We start from the raw sequence: 25,594 nt of genomic DNA, 5'->3' as shown, positions 1-25,594 counted from the left end.
ATTTTATCGTAGTTCTCCCAACTATCTTTAACATAATATACGCCTTCAGCTTCTGGAAATGTCTCCTCCTTATTTAAGCGTGATAAGAGTGGTATAAACACCTAATTGGTCTTTGACTTTTAGAAGGCTCTTGGCATCCTCAAATCCATTCTTTTCGGTGTTCATGAATGAATTGAATGTCTTTTTGATAATGTTCAAGGTGCCCCTCATGAATCATTTTTTGAAAAGCTATATCACCTTCACTCGCTTTTCGTTTCATGTACTGACATAACCCTTTTAAACGCAGCAGCACCATATCCACATAATCTTCTGCTATTTCCTCACCATAAGCTTCAAAAAACAGTTTGACTCTATACTTTATATGGTCTGCATGTTCTAATGAATGATAATTCACGATCTCCCCCTTTTCAGTGCGAAAAAGTCTACTGAGAGGCACACATGTATAAAGGGTATAAGCGATATCCCAAAGTCTTGGACCAGGAGCAGCTACATCAAAATCAATGATTCCCACTGGCTTTTTATCTTTGAAAATGATGTTGTACATAGCAAAATCATTATGACACACAACCTCTATTTCGCTAGGCGTATTGTCCATTCGTTCCCAATCATCTGAAATGGGAAAGTCACGAACAGCATCATGATACAGTCTAAGCATTCTCGCTATTTCTTTTAAGGCATAGTGAGAGCACATGTATTCTTTTAAAGGATCATGACCGGCTACGCCTTCAATGAAGGACAATATCTCTCTACCTTGTTCATCAACCCCTAAATACTTTGGAGCATAGTGAAAGTTCTTATTTTCCAAATGCTTTAGCAGCTTCTGTATATTGATGCTGTCTGACTTTACTTCTCGACGAACTGTATCCCCCACACGATATACGTTCGAGACATTCCCACCAGTCAGTAATTCTTCATTTTCATATTGATTGTTCATGAAAGTCCCCCTCAAATTGGGTCACAATGATGAATTCTGCAACGATGTGTGTTTGCCCATAAGTATAAGTTCAGTTATACAAAGGTAGTACTTGGCAATAAGTTGCCTTATGACGTTTCGCAGGATTTTTCCACTTAATCATTAGATGAATCCTTTAGGATTATTTCAGAGGTATCATCTAAATTTTCTGTCTCACATAGTTAAATGTATCTTATCAAATGTTGCAAATGATCTAAAGAATTATTCTGCTAAAAGGAATGACATGTTTTCTATTTTCTAATAGGTTTATATTTAAAATATCAACACTTCATTTAACATACAAAAAAACGTTTCACCACAAGGAAGAAACGTTAGATTCAACGGTAAATACCGCCGATGAAACTTTTAATAGATACCGGTGGCCGGGGTCGAACCGGCACTCCGCGAGGAACACGATTTTGAGTCGTGCTTGAACATTTTAACTCAATCAAATAATCTTCTAATTTTTCACTTTCACATATCAGATGCATTAACCTCACCCTCCAATCGATAATTTTTCACCAAGTTTTTTCTTCATAGAAACAACTTTTATACTTAAACCGTTTGGCTTATGTACTACTTCCTCATCGTAGATGAAATACCCCATCGAAATATATAATTTTATATTTTTACTCACTGTCATACGAACTTTGCAAAATATATTAGTTATTTCTTCTTGTATTGCAAAATCTTCTAAAAAACTTAATAATTTTTTCGCAATACCATGACCCTGCATTTCTGGAATTACTGATAGTCTATAAAAATATAAACTACCTTCTTTTATCTGAAAGCGAACCATTCCAACTGGCTGATTTTCAATAAAACAAATTAAACTCCTTTCTCCGTTTTTTAAGGCAATTAAAACGGACTGCACAGTTTCCTCCAAAGCACTTGATGGTGGTACTGCGTCTTTATACTCCATAAATGCCTTTGTCATTAAATCATGTATTACCAATGCATCCGATAAATCAGCAAACTTTATCTCCAAAAATATCCCTCCTCAATATTATAAATATACAAAATAGTGAATATTTAATCAAATAGGAATTATTGCAAAGTTCATCTACATTCTGACGTTTAAATTAACTAAAGGTGAAAAAGTTCTATGCTTATCCATTACATCATCGCTAAACAGATTGACATATCCCCTTACCATCTCCATACTTGTATGCCCTAAAATTTGTTGTAATTCAAATATCCCTGCACCGTTCTTTACACTTACTTTTGCAAAGGTATGTCTAAACGTATGGCAGGAACATCTAACACCTTTTATTTCGGCTTGTTTACCGTAAAATGTTACCCTGTTTTGGAATTGCCTTTTAGACATTTTCTCACCGTCAAGAGTGACAAATAAAGCATCTGTTACCATTACTCCACGAATTTGAATGTATTTCTGTAATTGTGTTTTCATCTTTGACTGTATAGGCACGATCCGCTCTTTATATGTTTTTGTATTCCTAATATGGATTTTAGATTCATTTTGCCACTTTTTTATTCCTCCTTATTTGATGACAGGGTACGCACACGATTTTATGTACACGATATTTTTCTATGAATCGTATTTAAGACAAATAAAAAACGCTTCTTACGAAATGTAAGAAACGTTGATTTCACTGCATTGGCAAGCAGTATCATGATACCGGTGGCCGGGGTCGAACCGGCACTCCGTGAGGAACACGATTTTGAGTCGTGCGCGTCTGCCAATTCCGCCACACCGGCATGATTATTAAAGAGCGCAACTTATAATAAAAACATGGTGCCGAGGGCCGGACTTGAACCGGCACGGTAGTCACCTACCGCAGGATTTTAAGTCCTGTGTGTCTGCCAATTCCACCACCCCGGCAGTCTTTTCAAAAAGGCGACACCCGGATTTGAACCGGGGATAAAGGTTTTGCAGACCTCTGCCTTACCACTTGGCTATGCCGCCATTATTGGAGCGGAAGACGGGATTCGAACCCGCGACCCCCACCTTGGCAAGGTGGTGTTCTACCACTGAACTACTTCCGCACATTAACTGGGCTAGCTGGATTCGAACCAACGCATGACGGAGTCAAAGTCCGTTGCCTTACCGCTTGGCTATAGCCCAATAATAAAATGGGGCGATTGATGGGAATCGAACCCACGAGTGCCAGAGCCACAATCTGGTGCGTTAACCACTTCGCCACAACCGCCATAGATGTTATGAATCATATTAAGAAAATTGGCAGGGGCAGTAGGAATCGAACCCACACCGGAGGTTTTGGAGACCTCTGTTCTACCTTTAAACTATGCCCCTATGAAAATAAAAATGGTGGAGGGGGGCGGATTCGAACCGCCGAACCCGGAGGGAGCGGATTTACAGTCCGCCGCGTTTAGCCACTTCGCTACCCCTCCACATTTGAAAAACAGTGCCGGCAAGAGGACTTGAACCCCCAACCTACTGATTACAAGTCAGTTGCTCTACCAATTGAGCTACACCGGCAAATAGTGGTGGCTCGGGACGGAATCGAACCGCCGACACACGGATTTTCAGTCCGTTGCTCTACCAACTGAGCTACCGAGCCAAGTATTCATTTTAAAAATGGCGGTCCGGACGGGACTCGAACCCGCGACCTCCTGCGTGACAGGCAGGCATTCTAACCAACTGAACTACCGGACCATTTTGGTTGCGGGGGCAGGATTTGAACCTGCGACCTTCGGGTTATGAGCCCGACGAGCTACCGAACTGCTCCACCCCGCGACGATATAAAAGATATGGTGGAGGATGACGGGCTCGAACCGCCGACCCTCTGCTTGTAAGGCAGATGCTCTCCCAGCTGAGCTAATCCTCCGAATAAAAAATACTGGTGTATATTCTATAAAATGGTGACCCGTACGGGATTCGAACCCGTGTTACCGCCGTGAAAGGGCGGTGTCTTAACCGCTTGACCAACGGGCCCTTTATTATGTAAATTTGTGGCGGAGAGCAAGGGATTCGAACCCTTGAGACGGGGTTACCGCCTACACGATTTCCAATCGTGCTCCTTCGGCCACTCGGACAGCTCTCCAAATTGGCTCCGCAGGTAGGATTCGAACCTACGACCGATCGGTTAACAGCCGATAGCTCTACCACTGAGCTACTGCGGAATGAAGAAAGCCTGGCGATGTCCTACTCTCACAGGGGGAGACCCCCAACTACCATCGGCGCTGAAGAGCTTAACTTCCGTGTTCGGTATGGGAACGGGTGTGACCTCTTCGCCATCATCACCAGACAATTTAGTGACAAAAGATATTATACTATGTATTGAAAATAAATCAAGAGATATTTAAAAAATGTTCTCTCAAAACTAGATAACAATGTTCAAGCTTCACATTAGAATATAGGTTAAGTCCTCGATCTATTAGTATCTGTCAGCTCCACGTGTCACCACGCTTCCACCTCAGACCTATCAACCTGATCATCTTTCAGGGATCTTACTTCCTTGCGGAATGGGAAATCTCATCTTGAGGGGGGCTTCATGCTTAGATGCTTTCAGCACTTATCCCGTCCGCACATAGCTACCCAGCGATGCCCTTGGCAGAACAACTGGTACACCAGCGGTGCGTCCATCCCGGTCCTCTCGTACTAAGGACAGCTCCTCTCAAATTTCCTGCGCCCGCGACGGATAGGGACCGAACTGTCTCACGACGTTCTGAACCCAGCTCGCGTACCGCTTTAATGGGCGAACAGCCCAACCCTTGGGACCGACTACAGCCCCAGGATGCGATGAGCCGACATCGAGGTGCCAAACCTCCCCGTCGATGTGGACTCTTGGGGGAGATAAGCCTGTTATCCCCGGGGTAGCTTTTATCCGTTGAGCGATGGCCCTTCCATGCGGAACCACCGGATCACTAAGCCCGACTTTCGTCCCTGCTCGACTTGTAGGTCTCGCAGTCAAGCTCCCTTGTGCCTTTACACTCTGCGAATGATTTCCAACCATTCTGAGGGAACCTTTGGGCGCCTCCGTTACATTTTAGGAGGCGACCGCCCCAGTCAAACTGCCCACCTGACACTGTCTCCCTGCCCGATAAGGGCAGCGGGTTAGAAGGTCAATACAGCCAGGGTAGTATCCCACCGATGCCTCCACCGAAGCTAGCGCTCCGGTTTCCAAGGCTCCTACCTATCCTGTACAAGCTGTACCAACATTCAATATCAGGCTGCAGTAAAGCTCCACGGGGTCTTTCCGTCCTGTCGCGGGTAACCTGCATCTTCACAGGTACTATAATTTCACCGAGTCTCTCGTTGAGACAGTGCCCAGATCGTTGCGCCTTTCGTGCGGGTCGGAACTTACCCGACAAGGAATTTCGCTACCTTAGGACCGTTATAGTTACGGCCGCCGTTTACTGGGGCTTCAATTCGCACCTTCGCTTACGCTAAGCGCTCCTCTTAACCTTCCAGCACCGGGCAGGCGTCAGCCCCTATACTTCGCCTTACGGCTTCGCAGAGACCTGTGTTTTTGCTAAACAGTCGCCTGGGCCTATTCACTGCGGCTTCTCGGGGCTTTAACACCCTAAGAAGCACCCCTTCTCCCGAAGTTACGGGGTCATTTTGCCGAGTTCCTTAACGAGAGTTCTCTCGATCACCTTAGGATTCTCTCCTCGCCTACCTGTGTCGGTTTGCGGTACGGGCACCTCTCACCTCGCTAGAGGCTTTTCTTGGCAGTGTGGAATCAGGAACTTCGCTACTAAATTTCGCTCGCCATCACAGCTCAGCCTTTATGGGAAACGGATTTGCCTATTTCCCAGCCTAACTGCTTGGACGCGGATATCCAATACCGCGCTTACCCTATCCTCCTGCGTCCCCCCATTGCTCAAATGGTGAGGAGGTGGTACAGGAATATCAACCTGTTGTCCATCGCCTACGCCTTTCGGCCTCGGCTTAGGTCCCGACTAACCCTGAGCGGACGAGCCTTCCTCAGGAAACCTTAGGCATTCGGTGGACGGGATTCTCACCCGTCTTTCGCTACTCATACCGGCATTCTCACTTCTAAGCGCTCCACCAGTCCTTCCGGTCTGACTTCACAGCACTTAGAACGCTCTCCTACCACTGTTCGTAAGAACAGTCCGCAGCTTCGGTGATACGTTTAGCCCCGGTACATTTTCGGCGCAGAGTCACTCGACCAGTGAGCTATTACGCACTCTTTAAATGGTGGCTGCTTCTAAGCCAACATCCTGGTTGTCTAAGCAACTCCACATCCTTTTCCACTTAACGTATACTTTGGGACCTTAGCTGGCGGTCTGGGCTGTTTCCCTTTCGACTACGGATCTTATCACTCGCAGTCTGACTCCCAAGGATAAGTCATCGGCATTCGGAGTTTGACTGAATTCGGTAACCCGGTAGGGGCCCCTAGTCCAATCAGTGCTCTACCTCCGAGACTCTTACCTTGAGGCTAGCCCTAAAGCTATTTCGGAGAGAACCAGCTATCTCCAGGTTCGATTGGCATTTCACCCCTACCCACACCTCATCCCCGCACTTTTCAACGTGCGTGGGTTCGGGCCTCCATTCAGTGTTACCTGAACTTCACCCTGGACATGGGTAGATCACCTGGTTTCGGGTCTACGACCACGTACTCATGCGCCCTATTCAGACTCGCTTTCGCTGCGGCTCCGCATCTTCTGCTTAACCTTGCACGGGATCGTAACTCGCCGGTTCATTCTACAAAAGGCACGCCATCACCCTTTAACGGGCTCTGACTACTTGTAGGCACACGGTTTCAGGATCTATTTCACTCCCCTTCCGGGGTGCTTTTCACCTTTCCCTCACGGTACTGGTTCACTATCGGTCACTAGGGAGTATTTAGCCTTGGGAGATGGTCCTCCCGGATTCCGACGGAATTTCACGTGTTCCGCCGTACTCAGGATCCACTCTGGAGAGAACAACATTTCAGTTACAGGGCTGTTACCTTCTTTGGCGGGCCTTTCCAGACCTCTTCGCTTATATCGTTCCTTTGTAACTCCGTATAGAGTGTCCTACAACCCCAAGAGGCAAGCCTCTTGGTTTGGGCTGTTCCCGTTTCGCTCGCCGCTACTCAGGGAATCGCATTTGCTTTCTCTTCCTCCGGGTACTTAGATGTTTCAGTTCCCCGGGTATGCCTTCTCATACTCTATGTATTCAAGTATGGATACTACTCCATTACGAGCAGTGGGTTTCCCCATTCGGAAATCTCCGGATCAAAGCTTGCTTACAGCTCCCCGAAGCATATCGGTGTTCGTCCCGTCCTTCATCGGCTCCTAGTGCCAAGGCATCCACCGTGCGCCCTTTCTAACTTAACCATTTCTTACTTTAGAAAGAATCACTATGTGTGATGAACTTTGCATTGCATTCAATGTGAATGTATTACTTATTGTTATCTAGTTTTCAAAGAACAATCCTGTCTCGCTAGAGACATGTCTTGAAGGAATGATCCTTCAAAACTAAACAAGACGAAAACGCACACTGCTCCATATATCCTTAGAAAGGAGGTGATCCAGCCGCACCTTCCGATACGGCTACCTTGTTACGACTTCACCCCAATCATCTGCCCCACCTTCGGCGGCTGGCTCCATAAAGGTTACCTCACCGACTTCGGGTGTTGCAAACTCTCGTGGTGTGACGGGCGGTGTGTACAAGGCCCGGGAACGTATTCACCGCGGCATGCTGATCCGCGATTACTAGCGATTCCAGCTTCACGCAGTCGAGTTGCAGACTGCGATCCGAACTGAGAACAGATTTATGGGATTGGCTAAACCTTGCGGTCTCGCAGCCCTTTGTTCTGTCCATTGTAGCACGTGTGTAGCCCAGGTCATAAGGGGCATGATGATTTGACGTCATCCCCACCTTCCTCCGGTTTGTCACCGGCAGTCACCTTAGAGTGCCCAACTAAATGCTGGCAACTAAGATCAAGGGTTGCGCTCGTTGCGGGACTTAACCCAACATCTCACGACACGAGCTGACGACAACCATGCACCACCTGTCACTCTGTCCCCGAAGGGAAAGCCCTATCTCTAGGGTTGTCAGAGGATGTCAAGACCTGGTAAGGTTCTTCGCGTTGCTTCGAATTAAACCACATGCTCCACCGCTTGTGCGGGCCCCCGTCAATTCCTTTGAGTTTCAGTCTTGCGACCGTACTCCCCAGGCGGAGTGCTTAATGCGTTAGCTGCAGCACTAAGGGGCGGAAACCCCCTAACACTTAGCACTCATCGTTTACGGCGTGGACTACCAGGGTATCTAATCCTGTTCGCTCCCCACGCTTTCGCTCCTCAGCGTCAGTTACAGACCAGAGAGTCGCCTTCGCCACTGGTGTTCCTCCACATCTCTACGCATTTCACCGCTACACGTGGAATTCCACTCTCCTCTTCTGCACTCAAGTTTCCCAGTTTCCAATGACCCTCCCCGGTTGAGCCGGGGGCTTTCACATCAGACTTAAGAAACCGCCTGCGAGCCCTTTACGCCCAATAATTCCGGACAACGCTTGCCACCTACGTATTACCGCGGCTGCTGGCACGTAGTTAGCCGTGGCTTTCTGGTTAGGTACCGTCAAGGTGCGAGCAGTTACTCTCGCACTTGTTCTTCCCTAACAACAGAGCTTTACGATCCGAAAACCTTCATCACTCACGCGGCGTTGCTCCGTCAGACTTTCGTCCATTGCGGAAGATTCCCTACTGCTGCCTCCCGTAGGAGTCTGGGCCGTGTCTCAGTCCCAGTGTGGCCGATCACCCTCTCAGGTCGGCTACGCATCGTCGCCTTGGTGAGCCATTACCCCACCAACTAGCTAATGCGCCGCGGGTCCATCTGTAAGTGACAGCCGAAACCGTCTTTCATCCTTGAACCATGCGGTTCAAGGAACTATCCGGTATTAGCTCCGGTTTCCCGGAGTTATCCCAGTCTTACAGGCAGGTTACCCACGTGTTACTCACCCGTCCGCCGCTAACATCCGGGAGCAAGCTCCCTTCTGTTCGCTCGACTTGCATGTATTAGGCACGCCGCCAGCGTTCGTCCTGAGCCAGGATCAAACTCTCCGAAAAAGTACAAAACCGAAGTTTTGTTTTTCGTCAGCGTTTGACTGACTACCTATGATATAACATAGGATTTTTTATAAAAACTCGAATTAACAGGTACGTTTTGTCTTGTTTAGTTTTCAAAGATCATCTTCGTCGTCTCTCAGAGGCGACTTTCTCAATATAACATTTCGACGCCGTGTGCGTCAAGTGTTTTTTAGAATTTCTTTTTGTCAGCTTTTCTTCCAAAAGCAACTTGTTTGCTCGTTAGCGACGTATAATAATATACCATCATAATATTCAGGCGTCAATATCTTTTTTCACAAAATATCCTCGATGATAGATTTTTTGCCCCTTTGTCTCAATCGGCTCCACCTGAACAATTCCTTTTTCCACAAAGAAATCAATCATGACGCTAAGGTCAGGCGTGAAATACTTGAGGTCAGGATGCGCGAGAAGCTCTCCAAAAAGCCATATATCTTGCTGTTCCATGACATGACGCAAATGAGCGGCGCCAATTTCTGCTTTTGAATGGATCAAAAAGTCATTTGCTAAAAATAAAAGTTCCAAACGTTTATGAAGGCTTTCGTGGCTTTCAATGAGTTCTGAATAAAGTTTATATACTTCCGGTTCCATATGACGCACCTGATTCCAAACTGTCACTTCTGGGTGGAAACCTTTATCGATCACTTCAATACGTGCCAAATGATGCAGAGCATGCACAATTGAATTATATGCATCAAGGAATTGATTTGACTCAAAAAATGCTTTTCCTTCTATATATCTGCGAATAAGCTTGCCGTATTCTAAACCGATTTTAAGTTTACGGTTTGAAAATGGGAATGTACTCAGGTCATCAATTAAGTTGAAAATATATTCATTTCGATCAAATAGGACTTTCCCATTCAAAATCCAATCAATGATTCGGCGGTTTGTGCCAAGGGTGATCCATTCCTTCAACTGCTCATCTGTGACAACATTTAAAGAAGCTGTTTGGTGATCGGATTCATAGTGCTTGATAAATAACGGCTCTTCCGCTTCTTTTACAATGACTAGAAGTGCTGCATCAAAGTTATCCGTCTCAGAAGATACCTTGTGTCTTCTTTCTACTATAATCACAGCCAATGTGTCTGGGTGACTTGCTCTCTCTTGATAAATAGGACGGAGAAGATTTTCCATAGTGATTCCTCCAATACTCGGGTGTAAAGTTCTTCTCTAATGCTATGTATTTCTCCTCATAGAATCAAAATTCCTTCAATTCAAGAAAAAAGATCATTGAATCATTATAAGCAATTTATTCACAAAACTCTATAACTAATTCAAACAGAAAGGTAAAATGTGCTATATTGGAGACAAAGGGGGGCTAGGGATGGCGAAATACTCCAGTAAGATTAATAAAATCAGAACATTTGCACTCAGTTTGGTTTTTGTTGGCTTTCTGATCATGTATATCGGTGTGTTCTTCAAGGAATCGATTTGGCTGTCGACTTTCTTTATGCTGCTCGGCGTCTTATCGATCGGATTGAGTACAGTGGTTTACTTTTGGATCGGTATGCTTTCTACGAAGGCAGTCCGTGTCGTATGTCCAGGCTGTGAGAAGGAAACAAAAGTGCTTGGGCGGGTGGACATGTGCATGCATTGCAGAGAGCCGCTTACACTCGATCCAGCATTAGAAGGCAAAGAGTTTGATGAATCCTACAATCGAAAAAAGTCATAAAAAAAGCTGACCATTTAACCGGTCAGCTTTTTCATTAATGATTTTCTTTTTTCGCACATTCTTGACAAGTCCCATAGATCTCCAAGCGATGATGACTGACTGTAAAGCCCGTCACATGGGATGCAAGCTGTTCAACTTCATCAAGGCCAGGATAATGAAAGTCCACTATTTTTCCGCAGTTTTCACAAATCGCATGGTAATGGTCAGATGTCGCAAAATCAAATCGGCTTGAGGAATCACCGTACGTTAATTCCTTTACTAATCCAGATTCCCGGAAGACTCGTAAATTGTTGTAAACCGTTGCGACACTCATATTTGGAAATTTCCCTTCAAGTGCTTTATATATATCGTCCGCGGTTGGGTGAGTCATAGAATTTACGAGAAACTCCAAGATGGCATGGCGCTGCGGAGTAATTCGAACACCGGTTTCTTTTAAAGCATCTAAAGCGTCTTTTAGTTCGTGAGCAGCCATTTCATCATGCACCTCTCTTCAAAAATATTCTTATATTGTAATCTTTATAATTAGTGTACCCCCAGAGCCGAATCTTTGTCAATTACAATCCTCTTTTTCACCTATTCTTCTTCACAAAAAAGACCGGCATGTCTGCCGGTCCTATCCTGTGATGATATTAAGCGTGAGATTTTAGTTCCTCAAGCGCTTCTTCTACGTGGTCTTTCACCTTAACTTTTCTCCACTCTTTCACAAGCATTCCTTCTTTATTAATAAGAAACGTTGAACGTTCGATGCCCATGTATTCTTTGCCAAAGTTCTTTTTCAGCTTCCATACTCCAAAGGCTTCGGACAATTTCTGTTCATCGTCTACAAGAAGTAAGAACGGTAAATCATGTTTTTCTTTAAACTTCTGATGCTTATCCTGACTGTCTGGGCTTACGCCGATAATGACAGCATCTAATTCTGCAAAGCTTTGATGGCGATCGCGGAAATCACATGCTTCTGTTGTACAGCCGGGTGTCATATCTTTTGGATAGAAATAAAGGACAATATGTTTTCCTTTAAAGTCAGAAAGCTTTACTTTCTCCCCGTTGTCACCGGTTAATTCGATTTCAGGTACTTGCTGGCCTACTTCGATTGTCATGACACAATCCCTCCAACCTATTTTTTAATAGCCTATCCAATTTTGAGAGGATATTCAACTAAGGACGCTTGCATCGGCATGTTAAAATAATGATAGACGACGTGATACGTTGAGATAGGAGGCTATTTATGAAATTCACAGAATCAGAAAAATTACATCAAGAGGCGCTGGAGCATATTGTTGGAGGTGTCAACAGCCCGTCTCGTTCATATAAGGCAGTAGGCGGCGGTTCACCGGTGGCTATGGAAAAAGGAGAAGGCGCTTATTTTTGGGATGTTGACGGAAATCGCTATATCGATTATCTAGCAGCATACGGCCCAATTATTACAGGACATGCCCACCCTCATATTACAAAAGCGATTACAAAAGCGGCTGAATCAGGTGTCCTTTACGGAACGCCAACGAAGCACGAAGTCACTTTTGCTAAAATGTTGAAGGAAGCCATGCCTGCTTTAGACAAGGTTCGCTTTGTCAATTCAGGTACTGAAGCGGTGATGACAACGATTCGTGTCGCACGTGCATATACAGGCAGAACAAAGATCATTAAGTTTGCCGGATGCTATCACGGTCACTCTGATCTTGTACTTGTGGCAGCTGGCTCTGGTCCATCCACTTTAGGAACCCCTGATTCAGCAGGCGTTCCAAAGAGCATCGCCAATGAAGTGATTACCGTTCCATTTAATGATATTGACAGCTACAAAGAAGCATTGAATCGATGGGGCGATGAAGTCGCAGCTGTCCTTGTCGAACCGATTGTCGGGAACTTCGGCATCGTGGAGCCTATGGACGGTTTCCTGCAGCAGGTCAATGACCTCACTCATGAAAAGGGCGCACTTGTGATCTATGATGAAGTGATTACAGCTTTCCGCTTTATGTACGGAGGCGCACAGGACTTGCTTCAAGTAAAACCTGACCTCACTGCATTAGGAAAAATCATTGGCGGCGGACTTCCGATCGGTGCTTATGGCGGTAAAAAAGAAATTATGGAGCAAGTTGCTCCTCTTGGACCAGCCTATCAAGCTGGCACGATGGCAGGAAATCCTGCATCCATTCTTTCTGGTATTGCCTGCTTGGAATTGTTAAAACAAGATGGTGTTTACGAGCGTCTTGATCAGCTTGGCGCTATGCTAGAAGAAGGCATTTTAGCCCATGCAAAAAAACATCAAGTAGATATTACAGTGAACCGCTTAAAAGGTGCTCTCACTGTCTATTTCACAAAAGAAACCATTGTGAACTATGAACAGGCTGAAAATACGGATGGCGAAATGTTCGCTCGCTTCTTTAAATTAATGCTTTCGCAAGGGATTAACCTCGCTCCTTCTAAATATGAAGCTTGGTTCTTAACGATTGCACATACTGAAAAAGATATTTCTGAGACGCTGCAAGCAGTAGATCATGCGTTTGAACAGTTGAAACAATCATAATAGGGTCAAAAACAGGCGTAAAAAAATGCGCCTGTTTTTTTATTTATCAGCTCTTGTTTGTCAAAAGCGTGTGAATCTGTTACATTTCTTCTCAATACCTTCTTTTGATGTTTTCATGAACTTTCAAAAATCACTTGAATATTTCGGAAGACCGCTGTATATTACTTAGTTGTTCATCAAAATATTTATAATAAATGACGAGTGATCATCTATTATCTAAAAGAAAGGAATGCAGGGACAAAACCAATGAAACTTGGAGCCCGTATTTTAAAAACCGGTATTGCCATTGTACTCGCGCTTTACCTGGCAACATGGCTTGGGTTGCCAACGCCCGTCTTCGCGGGAATTGCAGCTGTATTTGCTATCCAGCCATCTATTTATCGATCTTTTTTAACGATTGTTGATCAAGTGCAAGCCAATATTATTGGAGCAGCACTTGCCATTACGTTCGGTCTGCTTTTTGGCACTGGACCAGTCATTATCGGTTTAACCGCCGTCATGGTCATCGCCATTAATTTAAAGCTGAAGATTGAACACACGATTCCAATTGCACTTGTAACCGTCATTGCGATTTTAGAAAGTGCAGGGGATCATTTCCTTTCCTTTGCCTTAATTCGAACAGCTACTGTGGTGTTAGGAGTTCTTTCTTCATTTTTAGTGAATTTAATCTTCCTGCCGCCAAAGTATGAAACAAAGCTTGTTCATCACATTATGGAAAATACGGAGGAGATTTTAAAATGGATCCGTCTGAGCTCCAGACAGTCTACTGATCATTCCATTTTAAAGGATGACATCGATCAAATAAAAGAACGCATGATCAAATTAGATCACATTTACTTGTTATACAAAGAGGAACGAAGCTATTTAAAGAAAACAACCTATGTAAAATCAAGAAAGCTCGTTTTGTTCAGACAGGCCATTATGACATCGAATCGTGCCCTGTACTTGCTGAAAAAGCTTCATAAATTAGAAAATGAAATTCATTTGATGCCAGAGCATTTCAAGGAAAGCTTAACAGATGAAATTGATTACTTACTGTATTGGCATGAGCGCACCTTGATGAAATTCGTCGGTAAAATGAAGCCGCAGGACGATGAATTTCAAAATGAATGCTCTCTTCGCCTTGAAACGTTAACGAAATCATTTATCCAGCATCAGCAAAACCAAGAAAACGACTTGCTCGATTACAATATGCTGAATGTCATGTCCAGCATCATCGAATACCGTGATGAACTAGAGCATTTAGATACATTGATTACAAGCTTCCAGACGTATCACCCAAAAGACAGTGAAATTGAGACAGATGAAAAAGAAGCATAAATAGAAAAGACCAGGCCGATTCCAAGAATCGGTCTTATTTTATTTTCTTCATTTTAGGATCCAGTGTGTCTCTTAACCCATCTCCCATCAGGTTAAAGCCCAAAACTGTTAGCATGATCGCTACACCTGGGAAAATTAATGTCCAAGGGGCTTGAACGAGATAAGGTCTTGCATCGGCAAGCATTTTCCCCCACTCTGGGCTTGGTGCCTGTGCACCCAATCCTAAAAAGCCTAAAGCCGCTGCTTCGATAATCGCTGTTCCGATCGCAAGCGTCGCTTGTACGATGACCGGCACCATACTGTTTGGCAGAATGTGACGCAGTACGATGCGGCGGTGTGACATCCCAACCGCCTTTGCTGCTAGCACGTATTCTTCTTGTTTAATACTCAGCACTTTTGAACGAACGAGCCGTCCAAAGGTTGGGACATTAATAATCGCAATGGCAATAAGGGCATTTTGTAAGGAGGGGCCTAAGATAGAGACGATCGCAATCGCCAGAAGAATACTAGGAAAAGCGAGTAAAATATCAAACACTCTCGAGATCACAGCATCTAGCACTCTTCCGCCATAGCCTGCAATCAATCCAAGCAGTGTGCCTAAAATGACAGACCCGAGAACCGAGAAGAAACCAACCCATAAGGAAATCCGCGCGCCATGCACAACTCTTGAAAATATATCTCTGCCGAAATCATCTGTACCAAACCAGTGCGCAGCTGATGGTGCACTAAATCGCTCACCGAGAGATTGTTCATTGATTCCAAAAGGAGCAATGAGCGGTGCAAATATCGCTAAAATGAGAAATAAAAAGACAATCACACTGCCAATGAACGCCAGCTTGTGCTGAAAGAACAGTTTCATCGATTCAAGAATCAATGATTGAGAGCGTTCTTCTTTTGGTTGAGGTGGTTCAAGCTCTTTTTGTGCTTCCATGTGATCACTCTCCCTCCCTAATATTTAATCCTTGGATCAATGACCGCATACAAGATATCCACAATGAAGTTGATCAGGACAAATATGAGCGCAACGACGAGAATGCCAGTTTGAATGACTGGGTAATCACGATAGCTGATGGCGTCATATATATACCGCCCAATGCCCGGCCATGCAAAAATGGTCTCTGTTAAAATGGCCCCGCCTAGCAAGAGGCCTGTCTGAAGACCAATAATCGTCAAGATCGGAATAAGCGCATTTTTCAACCCATGCTGATAAATGATGAAAAATGAACGTACTCCTTTTGCTTTTGCTGTTCGAATAAAGTCTGAATGAAGCACTTCCAGCATACTTGCCCTTGTTATCCTTGCAATAATCGCAGCAGGGATTGTAGCAAGTGCTGTACTTGGTAAGATCAAATGCTTGATGCTGTCAGTGAATTGATCAAACCGGCCTTGCAAAAGCGTGTCCAGCGTATGAATATAGGTGATTGATTCCACTGGATTTCTGACGTTTTCACGTCCCGTTGTCGGTAAAATACCTAATTCAATCGAGAACAGCCACTGCCCCATTAAGCCTAACCAGAAAATCGGCATGGACACTCCAATGAGTGCAATAAACATCGCGACATAATCAAAGAAAGAATGTTTAAACCAAGCACTGATGATTCCAGCATTAACCCCCACAACGATCGCCAGCACCATGGCAAAAAAGGTCAATTCTAACGTCGCAAATAAGTATGGCTTCATTTCCTGGGCAATAGCCGCTCCTGTTCGTATCGAAGTCCCTAAATCCCCTTTTAAAAGGCCCAGCATGTAATGTCCGTATTGAACATACCAAGGCTGATTTAAACCGAGCTGGATGGTTAACTGTTCTACTGCTTCTTTCGTTGCCCGCTGTCCTAAGATGACCTGTGCTGGGTTTCCTGGAATAAACCGTATAATTGAAAACACGACCAATGTCATTCCGATCAATACTGGGATGAGCATTCCTGCCCGCTTCATACAATAAGCAAACAAACAGCTTTCACCGCCTTTTCTTTGTTTGAATAAGGGAGATACAAGATCTCCCTTATTTGCTTATTCGAAATACACGTCAGTCAAAGCTTCTGAACCAGTTGGATGCGGCTGGTAGCCTTTTAAATCACTAGATGCTGCAAGCATTGGGATGGAATGCACCAATGGAATCCAAGGTGCTTCATCATGAATGATTTCTTGTGCTTTTTTATATAGCTCATTTCGTTTCTTTTGATCTGTGTCTGTTTGCGCTTCAATGAGGATGTCATGCATTTTATCGTTTTCGAAGAATGTATAGTTGTTGCCGCCAATGCTGTCTTTGTCCAAAAGTGTGTAGATGAAATTATCAGGATCGCCATTGTCCCCTGTCCAGCCTAATAAGAACACATCAGCTTCCCCTTTACTTGCCTTATCTAAATAGGTCGCCCAGTCGTAAGTCACAATTTCTGCTTTGACGCCGACCTTTTCAAAGTTTGATTGAATGACTTCTGCTACCTTCATCCCATCTGGCATATACGGACGCGGTACAGGCATCGCCCAAAGCTTGATGCGAAAGCCGTCAGGAAAGCCCGCTTCTTTTAAAAGTTCCTTCGCTTTTTCAGGATCATACGGATATGGATCAATGTCGTCATTGTAACCTTCTAAAGCTGGAGGAAGAGGGTTTTTTGCTGGCTCGGCAAGTCCTCCATAAAATGACTTAATAATGGATTCTTTATCGACCGCGTAATTGAGCGCTTGACGAACGAGCTTGTTATCAAGCGGCTTTCTTGTGACGGTCAGTCCGATATAACCTACATTCATTGATGGTCTTTCAATGAGCTGGAGTGCTTGATCCGTTTTAATGCCATCTAAATCTGACGGATTCACGCCATCCATCAAATCGATCTCGCCTGTTTTCAATGCATTTAAGCGAGCCGAGTTTTCTGGGATCGAGCGGAAGATGATTTGATTCAGTTTTGGTTTATCCTTCTGCCAGTAATCTTCGTTCTTTTCTAACACGATACGGTCGTTTTGTTTCCACTCTTTAAATTTGAATGGTCCTGTTCCTACTGGATTTTCGCGAAAGGAATCGCCGCTTTTTTCAACAGCTGCAGGACTCGCGATGCCAAACGGTGACATGGCAATATTTTTAAGGAATGTCGCCTGCGGGCGCTTTAGCTGAAATTCAACTTCATGCTCACCTTTGACGATGATGTCCTTAATCACATGGCCTTTATCTTTTTTATACCCGCCAAACATGCCGTAGTAAGGGAATTTTTCTGCATCGCCATTCATCCAGCGGTCAAAGTTGAATTTCACCGCTTCTGCGTTAAAGTCTGTGCCATCGTGAAATTTCACACCTTCTCTTAAGTAGAATGTGTACGATTTTCCGTCCTTTGCAACATCCCAGTCTGTTGCGAGACCTGGGTGGATGGTCGTGTCTTTCTCACCGTAATTCAGCAGCTTTTCAAACATATTCTCTGTGACCTTGAAGGTTTCGCCTTCTGTTGTTGTGATTGGATCAAGTGAAGTGGAGTCTCCTCCTCTGCCAAATACGAGGGTGTCTTTTGTTGCCTTCTCTTCTGATGACGGAGCGGACGAGCATCCCCCTAAAAACAGTGCAAGTGCCAGCACAAAAATGAAACTACTGAACAACCATGTCTTCTTCATTGTGTTCCTCCTTTTGATATAAGTAACACGCCGCCGCGTGCCCCGCTTCCTCCTCATACAAAGTAGGTACTGCTTTTAAGCATTTCTCCCACCTTTTTGGACACCTTTTGTAGAAAGGACAACCGCCGCTTGGTGTCATGGCAGACTCTTCTGCCGACACATCTTGCGTCTCTAGCACGTGATCCATATGTGGAATGGATTTCAGAAGCAGCGATGTATAAGGATGAAGCGGGCTGTGAAATACGTCTTCGGCAGGCCCCATCTCGACAATGCGGCCTGCATACATGACTGCGATTCGGTCGCTCATATATCTGACAACACCAAGATCGTGAGAAATAAATAGATACGTTAGAGAAAGTGTCTTTTGCAATTCAAGCATCAAATTCAAAATTTGGGCTTGAACGGATACATCTAAAGCTGAAACGGGTTCATCGGCAATGACAAGACTTGGATGGGTAATGAGTGCTCTAGCAATACCAATACGCTGCCTTTGTCCGCCGCTGAATTGGTGCGCATAACGTTCTCCGTAGGATGGATCAAATCCGACAATATGTAGCATCTCTTTTACCCGCTTCCGTCTTTCTGCTTTCGTTCCATGTCGATGGACAATGAGCGGTTCCTCTAAAATATCTTTGATTTTCATTCGTGGATTTAATGAAGCGTATGGATCTTGAAAAATCATTTGAATGTCTTTTCTTAAAGAACGCATCTCTCTTTCTTTCAAAAGAGTGACCTCTTGCCCTTTCAGTTGAATAAAGCCTGACGTCGGTTCAGTCAATCTCATTAAGCTTTTGCCAAGTGTTGATTTCCCGCAGCCTGATTCACCAACAATGCCAAGTGTTTCCCCCTCCTTCACGTGAAAGGACACTTGATTTAAAGCCAGAGTCGAATGTTTGTGTTTAGAAAAAAAAGCGGCTGTGTCATACCGTTTTGTCAGTTGATTCACTTGCAAGAGTGGGTGACTCAGTGTCTTCTCCTCCTTCCATTAGAAAGCATGCCACGCGGTGATCCTGTTCAATGGATTGTAAAACTGGATCTTCTTCAAGACATTGCGCCATTTGATAGGGGCAGCGCGCGGCAAATTGACAGCCGGATCGAATGGTCCCAGGCTTCGGTACATGACCTGCAATAGAGATGAGCTTTTCTTTTTTCTCTTTAAACGATGGGACTGAGGCGAAAAGCCCTTTTGTGTAGGGATGCAGAGGTTTTTGAAAAATACGGTCAACGGTTCCTTCTTCTACGATTCGACCGGCATACATAATCATGACTCGCTGGCATATTTGCCGCACGACACCTAGATCATGGGTAATAAATAAGATCGCGGTGTCCATCTCTTCATTCAGCTTTTTGAGCAGGCGAAGGATTTGCGCTTGGATGGTCACATCAAGTGCAGTTGTTGGTTCATCTGCGATCATGAGCTTTGGGTGACAAAGCATCGCCATCGCAATCATCACACGCTGGCGCATGCCACCTGATAATTCATGCGGGTATTTTTTAAGCAACGATTCGGCTTGCTTCAATCCGACTGTCTGAAGCAGATCAACCGCCTTCGCTTTTGCTTCTTTTTGACCGATTGCTTGATGTGTGAAAAGGGCTTCCGTCATTTGTTTGCCGATGGTCATTAATGGGTTTAGAGAGGTCATTGGTTCTTGAAAAATCATCGAAATGTCATTTCCTCTTATTTCTCGCCACTGTTTTTCTGAAAGCGACAGCAGGTTTTGCCCTTCGAATTGAATCTCTCCCGTTGTATCTGTTTGCTGGTTCAGTCCCATTAATGACATAGATGTGATACTTTTCCCGCAGCCAGATTCGCCAACAATTCCTAAGGTTTCTCCTTTTTGAATCGAGAACGATATGTGATGGACGATGGGTACTTTTTGCTTTTTTTGCTGAAATGCAATGGACAGCTGTTTGACATCTAGCAGCACGTCTTGTTCTTTCACATATTCACCACCCCGTCATACTTTTTAAAATTGTATTGAGACAAGCTGGGAAATATGTCATGTTTTTGACAAGCATAAAAAAGCCTATCCGCTAGAATCGGATAGGCTTCTACTAATTTAATGTTTGAATGGTAAAAAGATGGCGATAGTGGCTGTCTCTGTTCATTAATTCTTCGTGTGTTCCTTTTTCCACAATCTCACCTTGTTCCATGACGACAATGAGGTCAGCATGTGTAATTGTTGATAAGCGGTGCGCGACAATAAAGGTTGTGCGGTCCTTTGCTAGCTTTTGCATCGCTTCTTGAATGTAATGTTCACTTTCTAAATCTAGTGCAGACGTTGCTTCATCTAAAATCAACAGCGGTGGATTTTTTAGAAAGACCCTTGCAATGGAAATCCGTTGTTTTTGACCACCTGACAGCTTCACGCCCCGTTCTCCTACCTTCGTGTCATATCCTTCTGGAAGAGACATGATAAAATCATGGGCATTTGCCGCTTTTGCAGCCGAAACGATTTTTTCAAAAGAGGCTTCTGGATCTCCAACGGCAATGTTTTCTTTAATCGTGTCACTGAATAAGAATGTATCCTGCAGCACCATTCCGACTTGATTTCGAAGGCTTCTTGCTCTGTACTCTTTTATATCAATGCCGTCAATTTCAAGTGATCCGTTTGTCACATCATAAAATCTTGGAATTAAGCTGACGAGAGTCGACTTCCCTCCACCGCTCATTCCTACAAGCGCAACCGTTTGTCCTTTTTCTACTTTCAAGGAGATATTGCGGAGAATCTCTTCCTGCGTGTGTTCATAACGAAACGATACATTTTTAAATTCGACCTCTCCTTTTAAATGATCGGCTTCTTTCGCATTCGACCGATCTGTTACCTCGTATGGCTCATCAATAAATTCAAAGATACGATCCATTGACGCTACTGACTGAGTTAAAGTCGTGGATGAGTTTATGAGGCGGCGAATCGGGTTGTACATCCGGTCAATATAACCGACAAAGGCAATCATGGTCCCGATCGAAAGTGATCCATTAATGACAGTGTAGCCAGCAAATGCAATGATCAATAGCGGTGCAATATCAGTAATGGTATTGACGACGGCAAATGTTTTAGCGTTCCAATTCGTGTGATTAATCGCTTTGTTTAAGAAATTTTTGTTTTCATCATGAAAATTCTCTTGTTCATATTCTTCAATGGCAAAGCTCCGAATGACTGGCATTCCTTGTACCCGCTCATGAAGATGCCCTTGCACTTCAGCCAGCGCCTGTGACCGCTCTTTTGTCAGCTTGCGGAGCCGTCCGTAAAAATACTTCACTGCAAACGCATATAACGGAAAAATAATGACAGACACGATGGTGAGCTTGATGTCCAGTGTACACATAATGGCGATCACGATCAGCACGGTCATCAAATCTAGCCAAATGTTCATAAGACCTGTGATGACAAATTCTTTTGTCTGTTCCACATCGTTGATGACTCTAGAAATGATTTCTCCTGTTCTCGTGTTGGCATAATAACGAAGGCTGAGCTTTTGAATATGCGAAAACAGCTTTTCTCGAATATCAAACAATACCTTACTGCCTGTCCACTGCGCATAGTATTGTCTATAGTATTCAACAGGCGGCCTCATCACTAAAAATAAGACGAGCATGATTCCCATAATGATCAGTAGAGATGATGTCTTTTCTTCAGCCGACCCCGAGCCTTGAATGACATCATCAATGACATACTTTAAAAGCAGAGGCAATGTTAAGGGAATCGAGAACTTGATCATCCCGATGACCATTGTCAATGCAATCTGTTTCTTATACGGTGTTACAAAAGCCATGTAGCGTTTAATGACCCCCATGTAAATCTCCTTCCCAATCTATCAGTGCCTCTTATCCGTACGCAATCAAAAACCTGTTAGCCTAAAAGCTAAACAGGTTTTTGCTGCTCTTGCTTATTTTGTATAATGTAAAAAACGTTCATACCACATATCCACAAATTCAGGAGCAAACGGACCTTTCCGCTGGTGAATCCAATGCAATAATGTATTCAGATGCTCTCTTAAGATACTATCGATTTCCTTTGGATAATTCATCTGCCTCTTATGATCTGCATATTCATCCTCATCCAAAATATTATACGTCATGTCTGGAAAGACTTTGACATCTAAGTCGTAATCAATATACTTAATTGCTTCTTCATCTGTTGCAAAAGGAGAGCTGATGTTGCAGTAATAATATACCCCATCATCTCTAAGCATCCCAATCACATTAAACCATTGTTTTGCATGGAAATAGCAAATAGCCGGTTCTCTCGTCATCCAAGTACGGCCGTCGGATTCAGTCACCATTGTCCGGTCGTTTGCACCAATGATACACAATTCCGTTGCTTTCAGAATGGTGGTTTCATTCCAAATCCTGTGGATCAAGCCATTGTGTTTATAGCTTTGAATTTGGATGCTTTCTCCTTCCTTGGGATAGCCCATATTTTCTCCCCTACTTTCTATAACAAAAAAACATAACAGTCCAAAGACCTAATTTCCCAACTAAACATGTCTCTATCATATTATACCGTTACATCATTAAAAAATGAAATGAAAAAGCCATTCAACCCAATTGAACGGCACACTGTCTTACATCACGGTTGAACTCTTTTCCATCTGCTTATATGAATTGATGACCTCTTCTGTCTGTTTTGTAAACAAGGTTTGGATTTTTTGCAGTTCCTTACGTTTCTGTTTGATTTGATCATGAAGCCTAGTCCACTCTTCTTGTTTTTCATCTTGCAGCAATTGTTTTTCTGTTTCTAAGCATAGATCGAGTTCTCCCTGTACATTGAGCAGTTGATCCATGAGCTGCATTTGTTCTTTTACAAGCTGATCGAAATCAGACATCTAACTCCTCCCTTTTATTTTCATCCACTTTTTGTCTGTATACCATTTCTTGAAAGATTGCAGAAATCCTTTGACTGTTTATGTAGAGGCTTTACAGGTTTTGTCGGATGGTGGGGAGAGGCAAAAAGAAAAGCACTTCATTCGTAGATGAAGTGCTTCCCTCTGTTTCAGTGATTAGCTGTTTTGTTGTTTGTTTTGCTCAGCTTTTTGGTTGTATTTTTTTACTTGCTGTGCGTCAGTCTCGCTAGCAAATTCAGTACCATATTGACCTTGAGCAGTAGCTTGGTTTTGTTTTTTCACTTGTTGTGCGTTTGTTTTGTTTTGTTGTTTATCCATCATTATCACCTCCACGCACATTAATTTGTGCAGAAGGTGTACTTCCTATTCATGATTTTTTTAAACAAGCAAAGAACGTCCGCCATCCACAATAATCGTCTGTCCTCTAATCATGTCTGCCTTGCCTGACACAAGGAATTCGACGCTATCGACCATGTCTTTAATTTCTACCATTCGGCCAGCAGGAGTGTTTTTCTTCGCGTCTTCTAAAAGCTCTTCTCGGTTCGGGAAGTGCTTAAGTGCATCTGTATCGATCGCGCCACCAGATACGGCATTCACGACAATATTTTTTTGTGACAGCTCAACGGATAGATAACGCGTCAATGCTTCTAATGCTGCTTTTGATACGCCGACTACTGTGTAATTTTCAAGGTAGCGAATGGAGCCTAGTGAGCTAATGCTGACGATATGTCCGCCGCCGTTTTTCTCCATTAATTTCGCCGCTTCTTGTCCGCAGAATAATAAAGCTTTCGCATTAATATTCATCGTCCAGTCCCAATGATTTTCTTCAAGGTCCATGATTGGACGCTGAACACCAGATGCCGCATTGTTCACAAATATATCTAAACGGCCAAAGGTTTCGTCGATTTGCTGAAACATGTCTTTGATTTTCTCTGGCTGACCTACATTGGCTTTGACAACCAATGTTTTCACACCCATCGCTTCAATTTCTTCCGCTGTTTCAAGTGCGGCTTTTTTGCTTCTCGCATAGTTAATGACAATGTCATATCCTTTTTCAGCTAGGCGAAGGGCAACTTCTTTCCCTACACCTCTGCTGCTGCCTGTAATTAATGCACATTTACGTTGACTCATTATGGTTCATCTCCTGATTTGAATAGTTTTCGTTCATTCGCTTCACACTAATAGGAAAGTTCCTATTAGGAGGTTACATTCATGTATGTCGGACGCGATTTAAGCCAGCTTGGCATGATGTCCAAGGATCAATGGAAAGATACTGAGCTTGCTTACTTTCATCATGCTTTCCAACAAATTTTACCTTATTTAAACGAAGAAGGGCAATCTAAGTATCGAGAAATCATTTCTGAAATTGAAAACCGCGGGGGTCTGCACCGAAATGAAGCCGATTATACCCATGGTACAACGGTTAAATATGACTAGGCTGTTCAAGTGCCATCTTCCAAATTTTTTGGTGTGAGACTGGCAAAGCATATGCCTCAAATTCTTCTGTTGTCACTTTTTTCAGCATCGTGTCATCAGATACAGATGTCACACGTCCAAAGAATACGGAAATATTCCAGATGAGGTGGGTAAATACATGCTGAATGGTGCCTTCTAAATCACCAAGCTCTGCTTGTACACCTGCCTCCTCTTTTAAGAAATCCATTAGCTGCTCTTTTTCCGTTTTTCTTCCCTTTATGGTTTCCAAGTTAGGGAATTCCCATAAATTCGCAAGCAGGCCTGTACTTGGCCGCTTATGAATATAGAGGTTGCCTGCATCATCAAATAACACCACTGCTGCCATTGATTTTGCAGTCGGTTTTTTCTTTTTGCTTTTCACTGGGAGCTCATGCTGAACGCCTTCTTCGAGTGCCGAGCAATGCATGTTCACAGGGCAAATAAGGCAGGCAGGAGATGTTGGGGTGCAGATGAGCGCACCTAGCTCCATCACCCCTTGATTGAATTCTGATGGCTTTTCCCGGGAAATGAGCTGATCCACCGCAAACTCGAAAATATTTCTCGTTTTTGGTTTTGCAATATCATCCCATATGGACAAAATACGGGAAATGACCCTCATCACGTTGCCGTCTACCGCAGGGTACGGCTTGTTATAGGCGATACTCAGTACTGCGCCGCTCGTATACGGACCTACACCTTTGAGCTTTGAAAATTGCTCTTTCGTATCAGGGACAATGCCACCGTAGGATTCATATACTTCTTTCACAGCTGCCTGTAAATTACGCACTCTTGAGTAGTAGCCAAGACCTTCCCATGCTTTCATGACCTTTTCTTCATCAGCTAAAGCGAGATCTTTCACCGTCGGGAATTGCTCCATAAACCGGTTGAAGTACGGAATGACCGTATCTACTCTCGTTTGCTGAAGCATCACTTCTGATACCCAAACGCGGTATGGATCTTGATTTTCACGCCATGGCAATGTTCGTTGTTCTTTTTCATACCAATCAATTAAATCATGCTGAAAGCCCGCAATATCTTTGCGGTCCAGCTTTTCTTGAATGTCTTTCATATCTATACTCCTTCTCATTGGACCGAGGGCTAACGTTCTGAAAAGAACCTTATTTGTTGTATACTGTTTGTAGATACGTTAACATGTTACATTAAATCGGGATAAAGCAAAAGTGATTTTGCACATAGTCTTGATTGGAGA

General features: G+C 43.9%; 19 protein-coding genes, 16 tRNA genes, 3 rRNA genes and 2 pseudogenes. 4 read left to right on the top strand and 36 right to left on the bottom strand.

What is annotated here, in order from left to right; genetic code table 11:
• Positions 1–139 precede the first annotated feature (139 nt).
• From MHH41_RS04445 to MHH41_RS04335, 23 genes and pseudogenes are all read right to left on the bottom strand, one after another.
• A complete protein-coding gene (locus MHH41_RS04445) occupies positions 140–934 on the bottom strand; it encodes a phosphotransferase (RefSeq protein WP_340865771.1) in 795 nt (264 codons plus the stop codon).
• A gap of 514 nt (positions 935–1,448) precedes the next feature.
• A complete protein-coding gene (locus MHH41_RS04440) occupies positions 1,449–1,940 on the bottom strand; it encodes a GNAT family N-acetyltransferase (protein ID WP_253622795.1) in 492 nt (163 codons plus the stop codon).
• A gap of 75 nt (positions 1,941–2,015) precedes the next feature.
• Positions 2,016–2,441 (bottom strand): annotated as a pseudogene (locus MHH41_RS04435) (tyrosine-type recombinase/integrase); the annotation flags it as partial.
• 148 nt (positions 2,442–2,589) lie between these two features.
• Positions 2,590–2,671 (bottom strand) — tRNA-Leu (locus MHH41_RS04430).
• 35 nt (positions 2,672–2,706) lie between these two features.
• Positions 2,707–2,795 (bottom strand) — tRNA-Leu (locus MHH41_RS04425).
• A 13-nt stretch (positions 2,796–2,808) separates the two neighbouring features.
• Positions 2,809–2,879, bottom strand: a tRNA-Cys gene (locus MHH41_RS04420).
• 5 nt (positions 2,880–2,884) lie between these two features.
• Positions 2,885–2,959 (bottom strand) — tRNA-Gly (locus tag MHH41_RS04415).
• Between the two features lie 7 nt (positions 2,960–2,966).
• A tRNA-Gln gene (locus MHH41_RS04410) sits at positions 2,967–3,038 on the bottom strand.
• 9 nt (positions 3,039–3,047) lie between these two features.
• Positions 3,048–3,123, bottom strand: a tRNA-His gene (locus tag MHH41_RS04405).
• Between the two features lie 30 nt (positions 3,124–3,153).
• Positions 3,154–3,227: transfer RNA gene (locus MHH41_RS04400), tRNA-Trp, on the bottom strand.
• A 13-nt stretch (positions 3,228–3,240) separates the two neighbouring features.
• A tRNA-Tyr gene (locus tag MHH41_RS04395) sits at positions 3,241–3,325 on the bottom strand.
• Between the two features lie 15 nt (positions 3,326–3,340).
• Positions 3,341–3,413, bottom strand: a tRNA-Thr gene (locus tag MHH41_RS04390).
• Between the two features lie 6 nt (positions 3,414–3,419).
• Positions 3,420–3,495 (bottom strand) — tRNA-Phe (locus MHH41_RS04385).
• A gap of 18 nt (positions 3,496–3,513) precedes the next feature.
• Positions 3,514–3,590, bottom strand: a tRNA-Asp gene (locus tag MHH41_RS04380).
• Between the two features lie 4 nt (positions 3,591–3,594).
• A tRNA-Met gene (locus MHH41_RS04375) sits at positions 3,595–3,671 on the bottom strand.
• A 15-nt stretch (positions 3,672–3,686) separates the two neighbouring features.
• Positions 3,687–3,762 (bottom strand) — tRNA-Val (locus tag MHH41_RS04370).
• 32 nt (positions 3,763–3,794) lie between these two features.
• Positions 3,795–3,869: transfer RNA gene (locus tag MHH41_RS04365), tRNA-Glu, on the bottom strand.
• An 18-nt stretch (positions 3,870–3,887) separates the two neighbouring features.
• A tRNA-Ser gene (locus MHH41_RS04360) sits at positions 3,888–3,978 on the bottom strand.
• A 4-nt stretch (positions 3,979–3,982) separates the two neighbouring features.
• Positions 3,983–4,057, bottom strand: a tRNA-Asn gene (locus tag MHH41_RS04355).
• Positions 4,058–4,066: 9 nt separating this feature from the next.
• Positions 4,067–4,182: ribosomal RNA gene (gene rrf / locus MHH41_RS04350) — 5S ribosomal RNA — on the bottom strand.
• A 109-nt stretch (positions 4,183–4,291) separates the two neighbouring features.
• A 23S ribosomal RNA gene (locus tag MHH41_RS04345) occupies positions 4,292–7,222 on the bottom strand.
• A 182-nt stretch (positions 7,223–7,404) separates the two neighbouring features.
• Positions 7,405–8,953: ribosomal RNA gene (locus MHH41_RS04340) — 16S ribosomal RNA — on the bottom strand.
• The 16S, 23S and 5S rRNA genes sit together here with 16 tRNA genes alongside, the layout of an rRNA operon.
• A gap of 273 nt (positions 8,954–9,226) precedes the next feature.
• Entirely contained in the window at positions 9,227–10,105 is an 879-nt protein-coding gene (locus tag MHH41_RS04335) for a nucleotidyltransferase-like protein (protein WP_003217861.1), read from the bottom strand.
• 190 nt (positions 10,106–10,295) lie between these two features.
• Here MHH41_RS04335 and MHH41_RS04330 point away from each other — a divergent pair, with 190 nt between their 5' ends.
• Positions 10,296–10,643, top strand: a complete 348-nt coding sequence (locus tag MHH41_RS04330) for a YgzB family protein (protein WP_003217804.1) — start codon at positions 10,296–10,298, stop codon at positions 10,641–10,643.
• A 34-nt stretch (positions 10,644–10,677) separates the two neighbouring features.
• On the opposite strand, the gene perR is transcribed toward MHH41_RS04330, so the two are convergent.
• Complete coding sequence (gene perR / locus MHH41_RS04325; RefSeq protein ID WP_003217782.1) at positions 10,678–11,115, bottom strand: peroxide-responsive transcriptional repressor PerR; 438 nt, start codon at positions 11,113–11,115, stop codon at positions 10,678–10,680.
• A gap of 157 nt (positions 11,116–11,272) precedes the next feature.
• On the bottom strand, positions 11,273–11,740 hold the full coding sequence (gene bcp / locus MHH41_RS04320; protein WP_113386881.1) for a thioredoxin-dependent thiol peroxidase: 468 nt from the start codon (positions 11,738–11,740) through the stop codon (positions 11,273–11,275).
• A 128-nt stretch (positions 11,741–11,868) separates the two neighbouring features.
• On the opposite strand from bcp, the gene MHH41_RS04315 reads away from it, so the two are divergent.
• Together MHH41_RS04315 and MHH41_RS04310 are read left to right on the top strand one after the other, a co-directional pair.
• Positions 11,869–13,164, top strand: a complete 1,296-nt coding sequence (locus tag MHH41_RS04315) for a glutamate-1-semialdehyde 2,1-aminomutase (protein ID WP_106030265.1) — start codon at positions 11,869–11,871, stop codon at positions 13,162–13,164.
• 246 nt (positions 13,165–13,410) lie between these two features.
• The gene (locus MHH41_RS04310) at positions 13,411–14,484 is read left to right on the top strand and encodes an FUSC family protein (RefSeq protein WP_050944721.1); all 1,074 of its coding nucleotides are present in this window, start codon (positions 13,411–13,413) and stop codon (positions 14,482–14,484) included.
• A 34-nt stretch (positions 14,485–14,518) separates the two neighbouring features.
• On the opposite strand, the gene MHH41_RS04305 is transcribed toward MHH41_RS04310, so the two are convergent.
• The 10 genes and pseudogenes from MHH41_RS04305 to fabL all read right to left on the bottom strand — a co-directional run bounded on the left by MHH41_RS04305 (position 14,519) and on the right by fabL (position 24,060).
• On the bottom strand, positions 14,519–15,415 hold the full coding sequence (locus MHH41_RS04305) for an ABC transporter permease (RefSeq protein WP_251191515.1): 897 nt from the start codon (positions 15,413–15,415) through the stop codon (positions 14,519–14,521).
• A gap of 17 nt (positions 15,416–15,432) precedes the next feature.
• Complete coding sequence (locus tag MHH41_RS04300; protein WP_003217874.1) at positions 15,433–16,434, bottom strand: ABC transporter permease; 1,002 nt, start codon at positions 16,432–16,434, stop codon at positions 15,433–15,435.
• Between the two features lie 60 nt (positions 16,435–16,494).
• Positions 16,495–18,081, bottom strand: coding sequence for an ABC transporter substrate-binding protein (locus tag MHH41_RS04295; RefSeq protein ID WP_044139669.1), 1,587 nt, complete (start codon positions 18,079–18,081; stop codon positions 16,495–16,497).
• Positions 18,056–19,033, bottom strand: coding sequence for an ABC transporter ATP-binding protein (locus MHH41_RS04290; RefSeq protein WP_310026948.1), 978 nt, complete (start codon positions 19,031–19,033; stop codon positions 18,056–18,058). The genes MHH41_RS04295 and MHH41_RS04290 overlap by 26 nt, the downstream gene beginning before the upstream one ends.
• A complete protein-coding gene (locus tag MHH41_RS04285; protein ID WP_137055485.1) occupies positions 19,002–20,024 on the bottom strand; it encodes an ABC transporter ATP-binding protein in 1,023 nt (340 codons plus the stop codon). Before MHH41_RS04285 ends, MHH41_RS04290 begins: the two co-directional genes overlap by 32 nt.
• 112 nt (positions 20,025–20,136) lie before the next feature.
• The gene (locus MHH41_RS04280) at positions 20,137–21,879 is read right to left on the bottom strand and encodes an ABC transporter ATP-binding protein (protein ID WP_310026946.1); all 1,743 of its coding nucleotides are present in this window, start codon (positions 21,877–21,879) and stop codon (positions 20,137–20,139) included.
• 93 nt (positions 21,880–21,972) lie between these two features.
• Positions 21,973–22,503, bottom strand: a complete 531-nt coding sequence (gene ntdP / locus MHH41_RS04275; RefSeq protein ID WP_003217818.1) for a nucleoside tri-diphosphate phosphatase — start codon at positions 22,501–22,503, stop codon at positions 21,973–21,975.
• Positions 22,504–22,650: 147 nt separating this feature from the next.
• Positions 22,651–22,911 carry a YgaB family protein gene (locus MHH41_RS04270; protein WP_050944727.1) on the bottom strand — a complete coding sequence of 87 codons (261 nt, stop codon included), beginning with the start codon at positions 22,909–22,911 and terminating at the stop codon, positions 22,651–22,653.
• Between the two features lie 174 nt (positions 22,912–23,085).
• Positions 23,086–23,232, bottom strand: a pseudogene (locus MHH41_RS04265) (gamma-type small acid-soluble spore protein); the annotation flags it as partial.
• Between the two features lie 75 nt (positions 23,233–23,307).
• Positions 23,308–24,060 (bottom strand): enoyl-[acyl-carrier-protein] reductase FabL, encoded by a 753-nt coding sequence (fabL, locus tag MHH41_RS04260; protein ID WP_003217873.1) that lies wholly within the window; start codon positions 24,058–24,060, stop codon positions 23,308–23,310.
• Between the two features lie 81 nt (positions 24,061–24,141).
• Between fabL and MHH41_RS04255 the strand changes: the two genes are divergently transcribed.
• Complete coding sequence (locus tag MHH41_RS04255) at positions 24,142–24,366, top strand: hypothetical protein (RefSeq protein ID WP_044139672.1); 225 nt, start codon at positions 24,142–24,144, stop codon at positions 24,364–24,366.
• Here the strand turns inward: MHH41_RS04255 and mutY are convergent.
• The gene (mutY, locus tag MHH41_RS04250) at positions 24,353–25,453 is read right to left on the bottom strand and encodes an A/G-specific adenine glycosylase (RefSeq protein WP_310026940.1); all 1,101 of its coding nucleotides are present in this window, start codon (positions 25,451–25,453) and stop codon (positions 24,353–24,355) included. The genes MHH41_RS04255 and mutY overlap by 14 nt on opposite strands.
• Positions 25,454–25,594: the final 141 nt, after the last annotated feature.

It is taken from the genome of Bacillus sp. FSL K6-1145 (assembly GCF_038003425.1).
Classification (GTDB): domain Bacteria; phylum Bacillota; class Bacilli; order Bacillales; family Bacillaceae; genus Bacillus; species Bacillus pumilus.
The sequence above is the reverse complement of the archived record's forward strand: the minus strand, read 5'-3'. Positions and strand labels throughout refer to the sequence as shown.

Bases quoted from the DNA above. Each gene is read 5' to 3' on its own strand.
- fabL (WP_003217873.1), bottom strand. From the start codon at position 24,060: ATGAGTCAACGTAAATGTGCATTAATTACAGGCAGCAGCAGAGGTGTA.
- MHH41_RS04295 (WP_044139669.1), bottom strand. From the start codon at position 18,081: ATGAAGAAGACATGGTTGTTCAGTAGTTTCATTTTTGTGCTGGCACTT.
- MHH41_RS04255 (WP_044139672.1), top strand. From the start codon at position 24,142: ATGTATGTCGGACGCGATTTAAGCCAGCTTGGCATGATGTCCAAGGAT.
- MHH41_RS04270 (WP_050944727.1), bottom strand. From the start codon at position 22,911: ATGTCTGATTTCGATCAGCTTGTAAAAGAACAAATGCAGCTCATGGAT.
- MHH41_RS04445 (WP_340865771.1), bottom strand. From the start codon at position 934: ATGAACAATCAATATGAAAATGAAGAATTACTGACTGGTGGGAATGTC.
- mutY (WP_310026940.1), bottom strand. From the start codon at position 25,453: ATGAAAGACATTCAAGAAAAGCTGGACCGCAAAGATATTGCGGGCTTT.
- MHH41_RS04310 (WP_050944721.1), top strand. From the start codon at position 13,411: ATGAAACTTGGAGCCCGTATTTTAAAAACCGGTATTGCCATTGTACTC.
- bcp (WP_113386881.1), bottom strand. From the start codon at position 11,740: ATGACAATCGAAGTAGGCCAGCAAGTACCTGAAATCGAATTAACCGGT.
- ntdP (WP_003217818.1), bottom strand. From the start codon at position 22,503: ATGGGCTATCCCAAGGAAGGAGAAAGCATCCAAATTCAAAGCTATAAA.
- perR (WP_003217782.1), bottom strand. From the start codon at position 11,115: ATGGCTGCTCACGAACTAAAAGACGCTTTAGATGCTTTAAAAGAAACC.
- MHH41_RS04335 (WP_003217861.1), bottom strand. From the start codon at position 10,105: ATGGAAAATCTTCTCCGTCCTATTTATCAAGAGAGAGCAAGTCACCCA.
- MHH41_RS04280 (WP_310026946.1), bottom strand. From the start codon at position 21,879: ATGGGGGTCATTAAACGCTACATGGCTTTTGTAACACCGTATAAGAAA.
- MHH41_RS04330 (WP_003217804.1), top strand. From the start codon at position 10,296: ATGGCGAAATACTCCAGTAAGATTAATAAAATCAGAACATTTGCACTC.
- MHH41_RS04315 (WP_106030265.1), top strand. From the start codon at position 11,869: ATGAAATTCACAGAATCAGAAAAATTACATCAAGAGGCGCTGGAGCAT.
- MHH41_RS04305 (WP_251191515.1), bottom strand. From the start codon at position 15,415: ATGGAAGCACAAAAAGAGCTTGAACCACCTCAACCAAAAGAAGAACGC.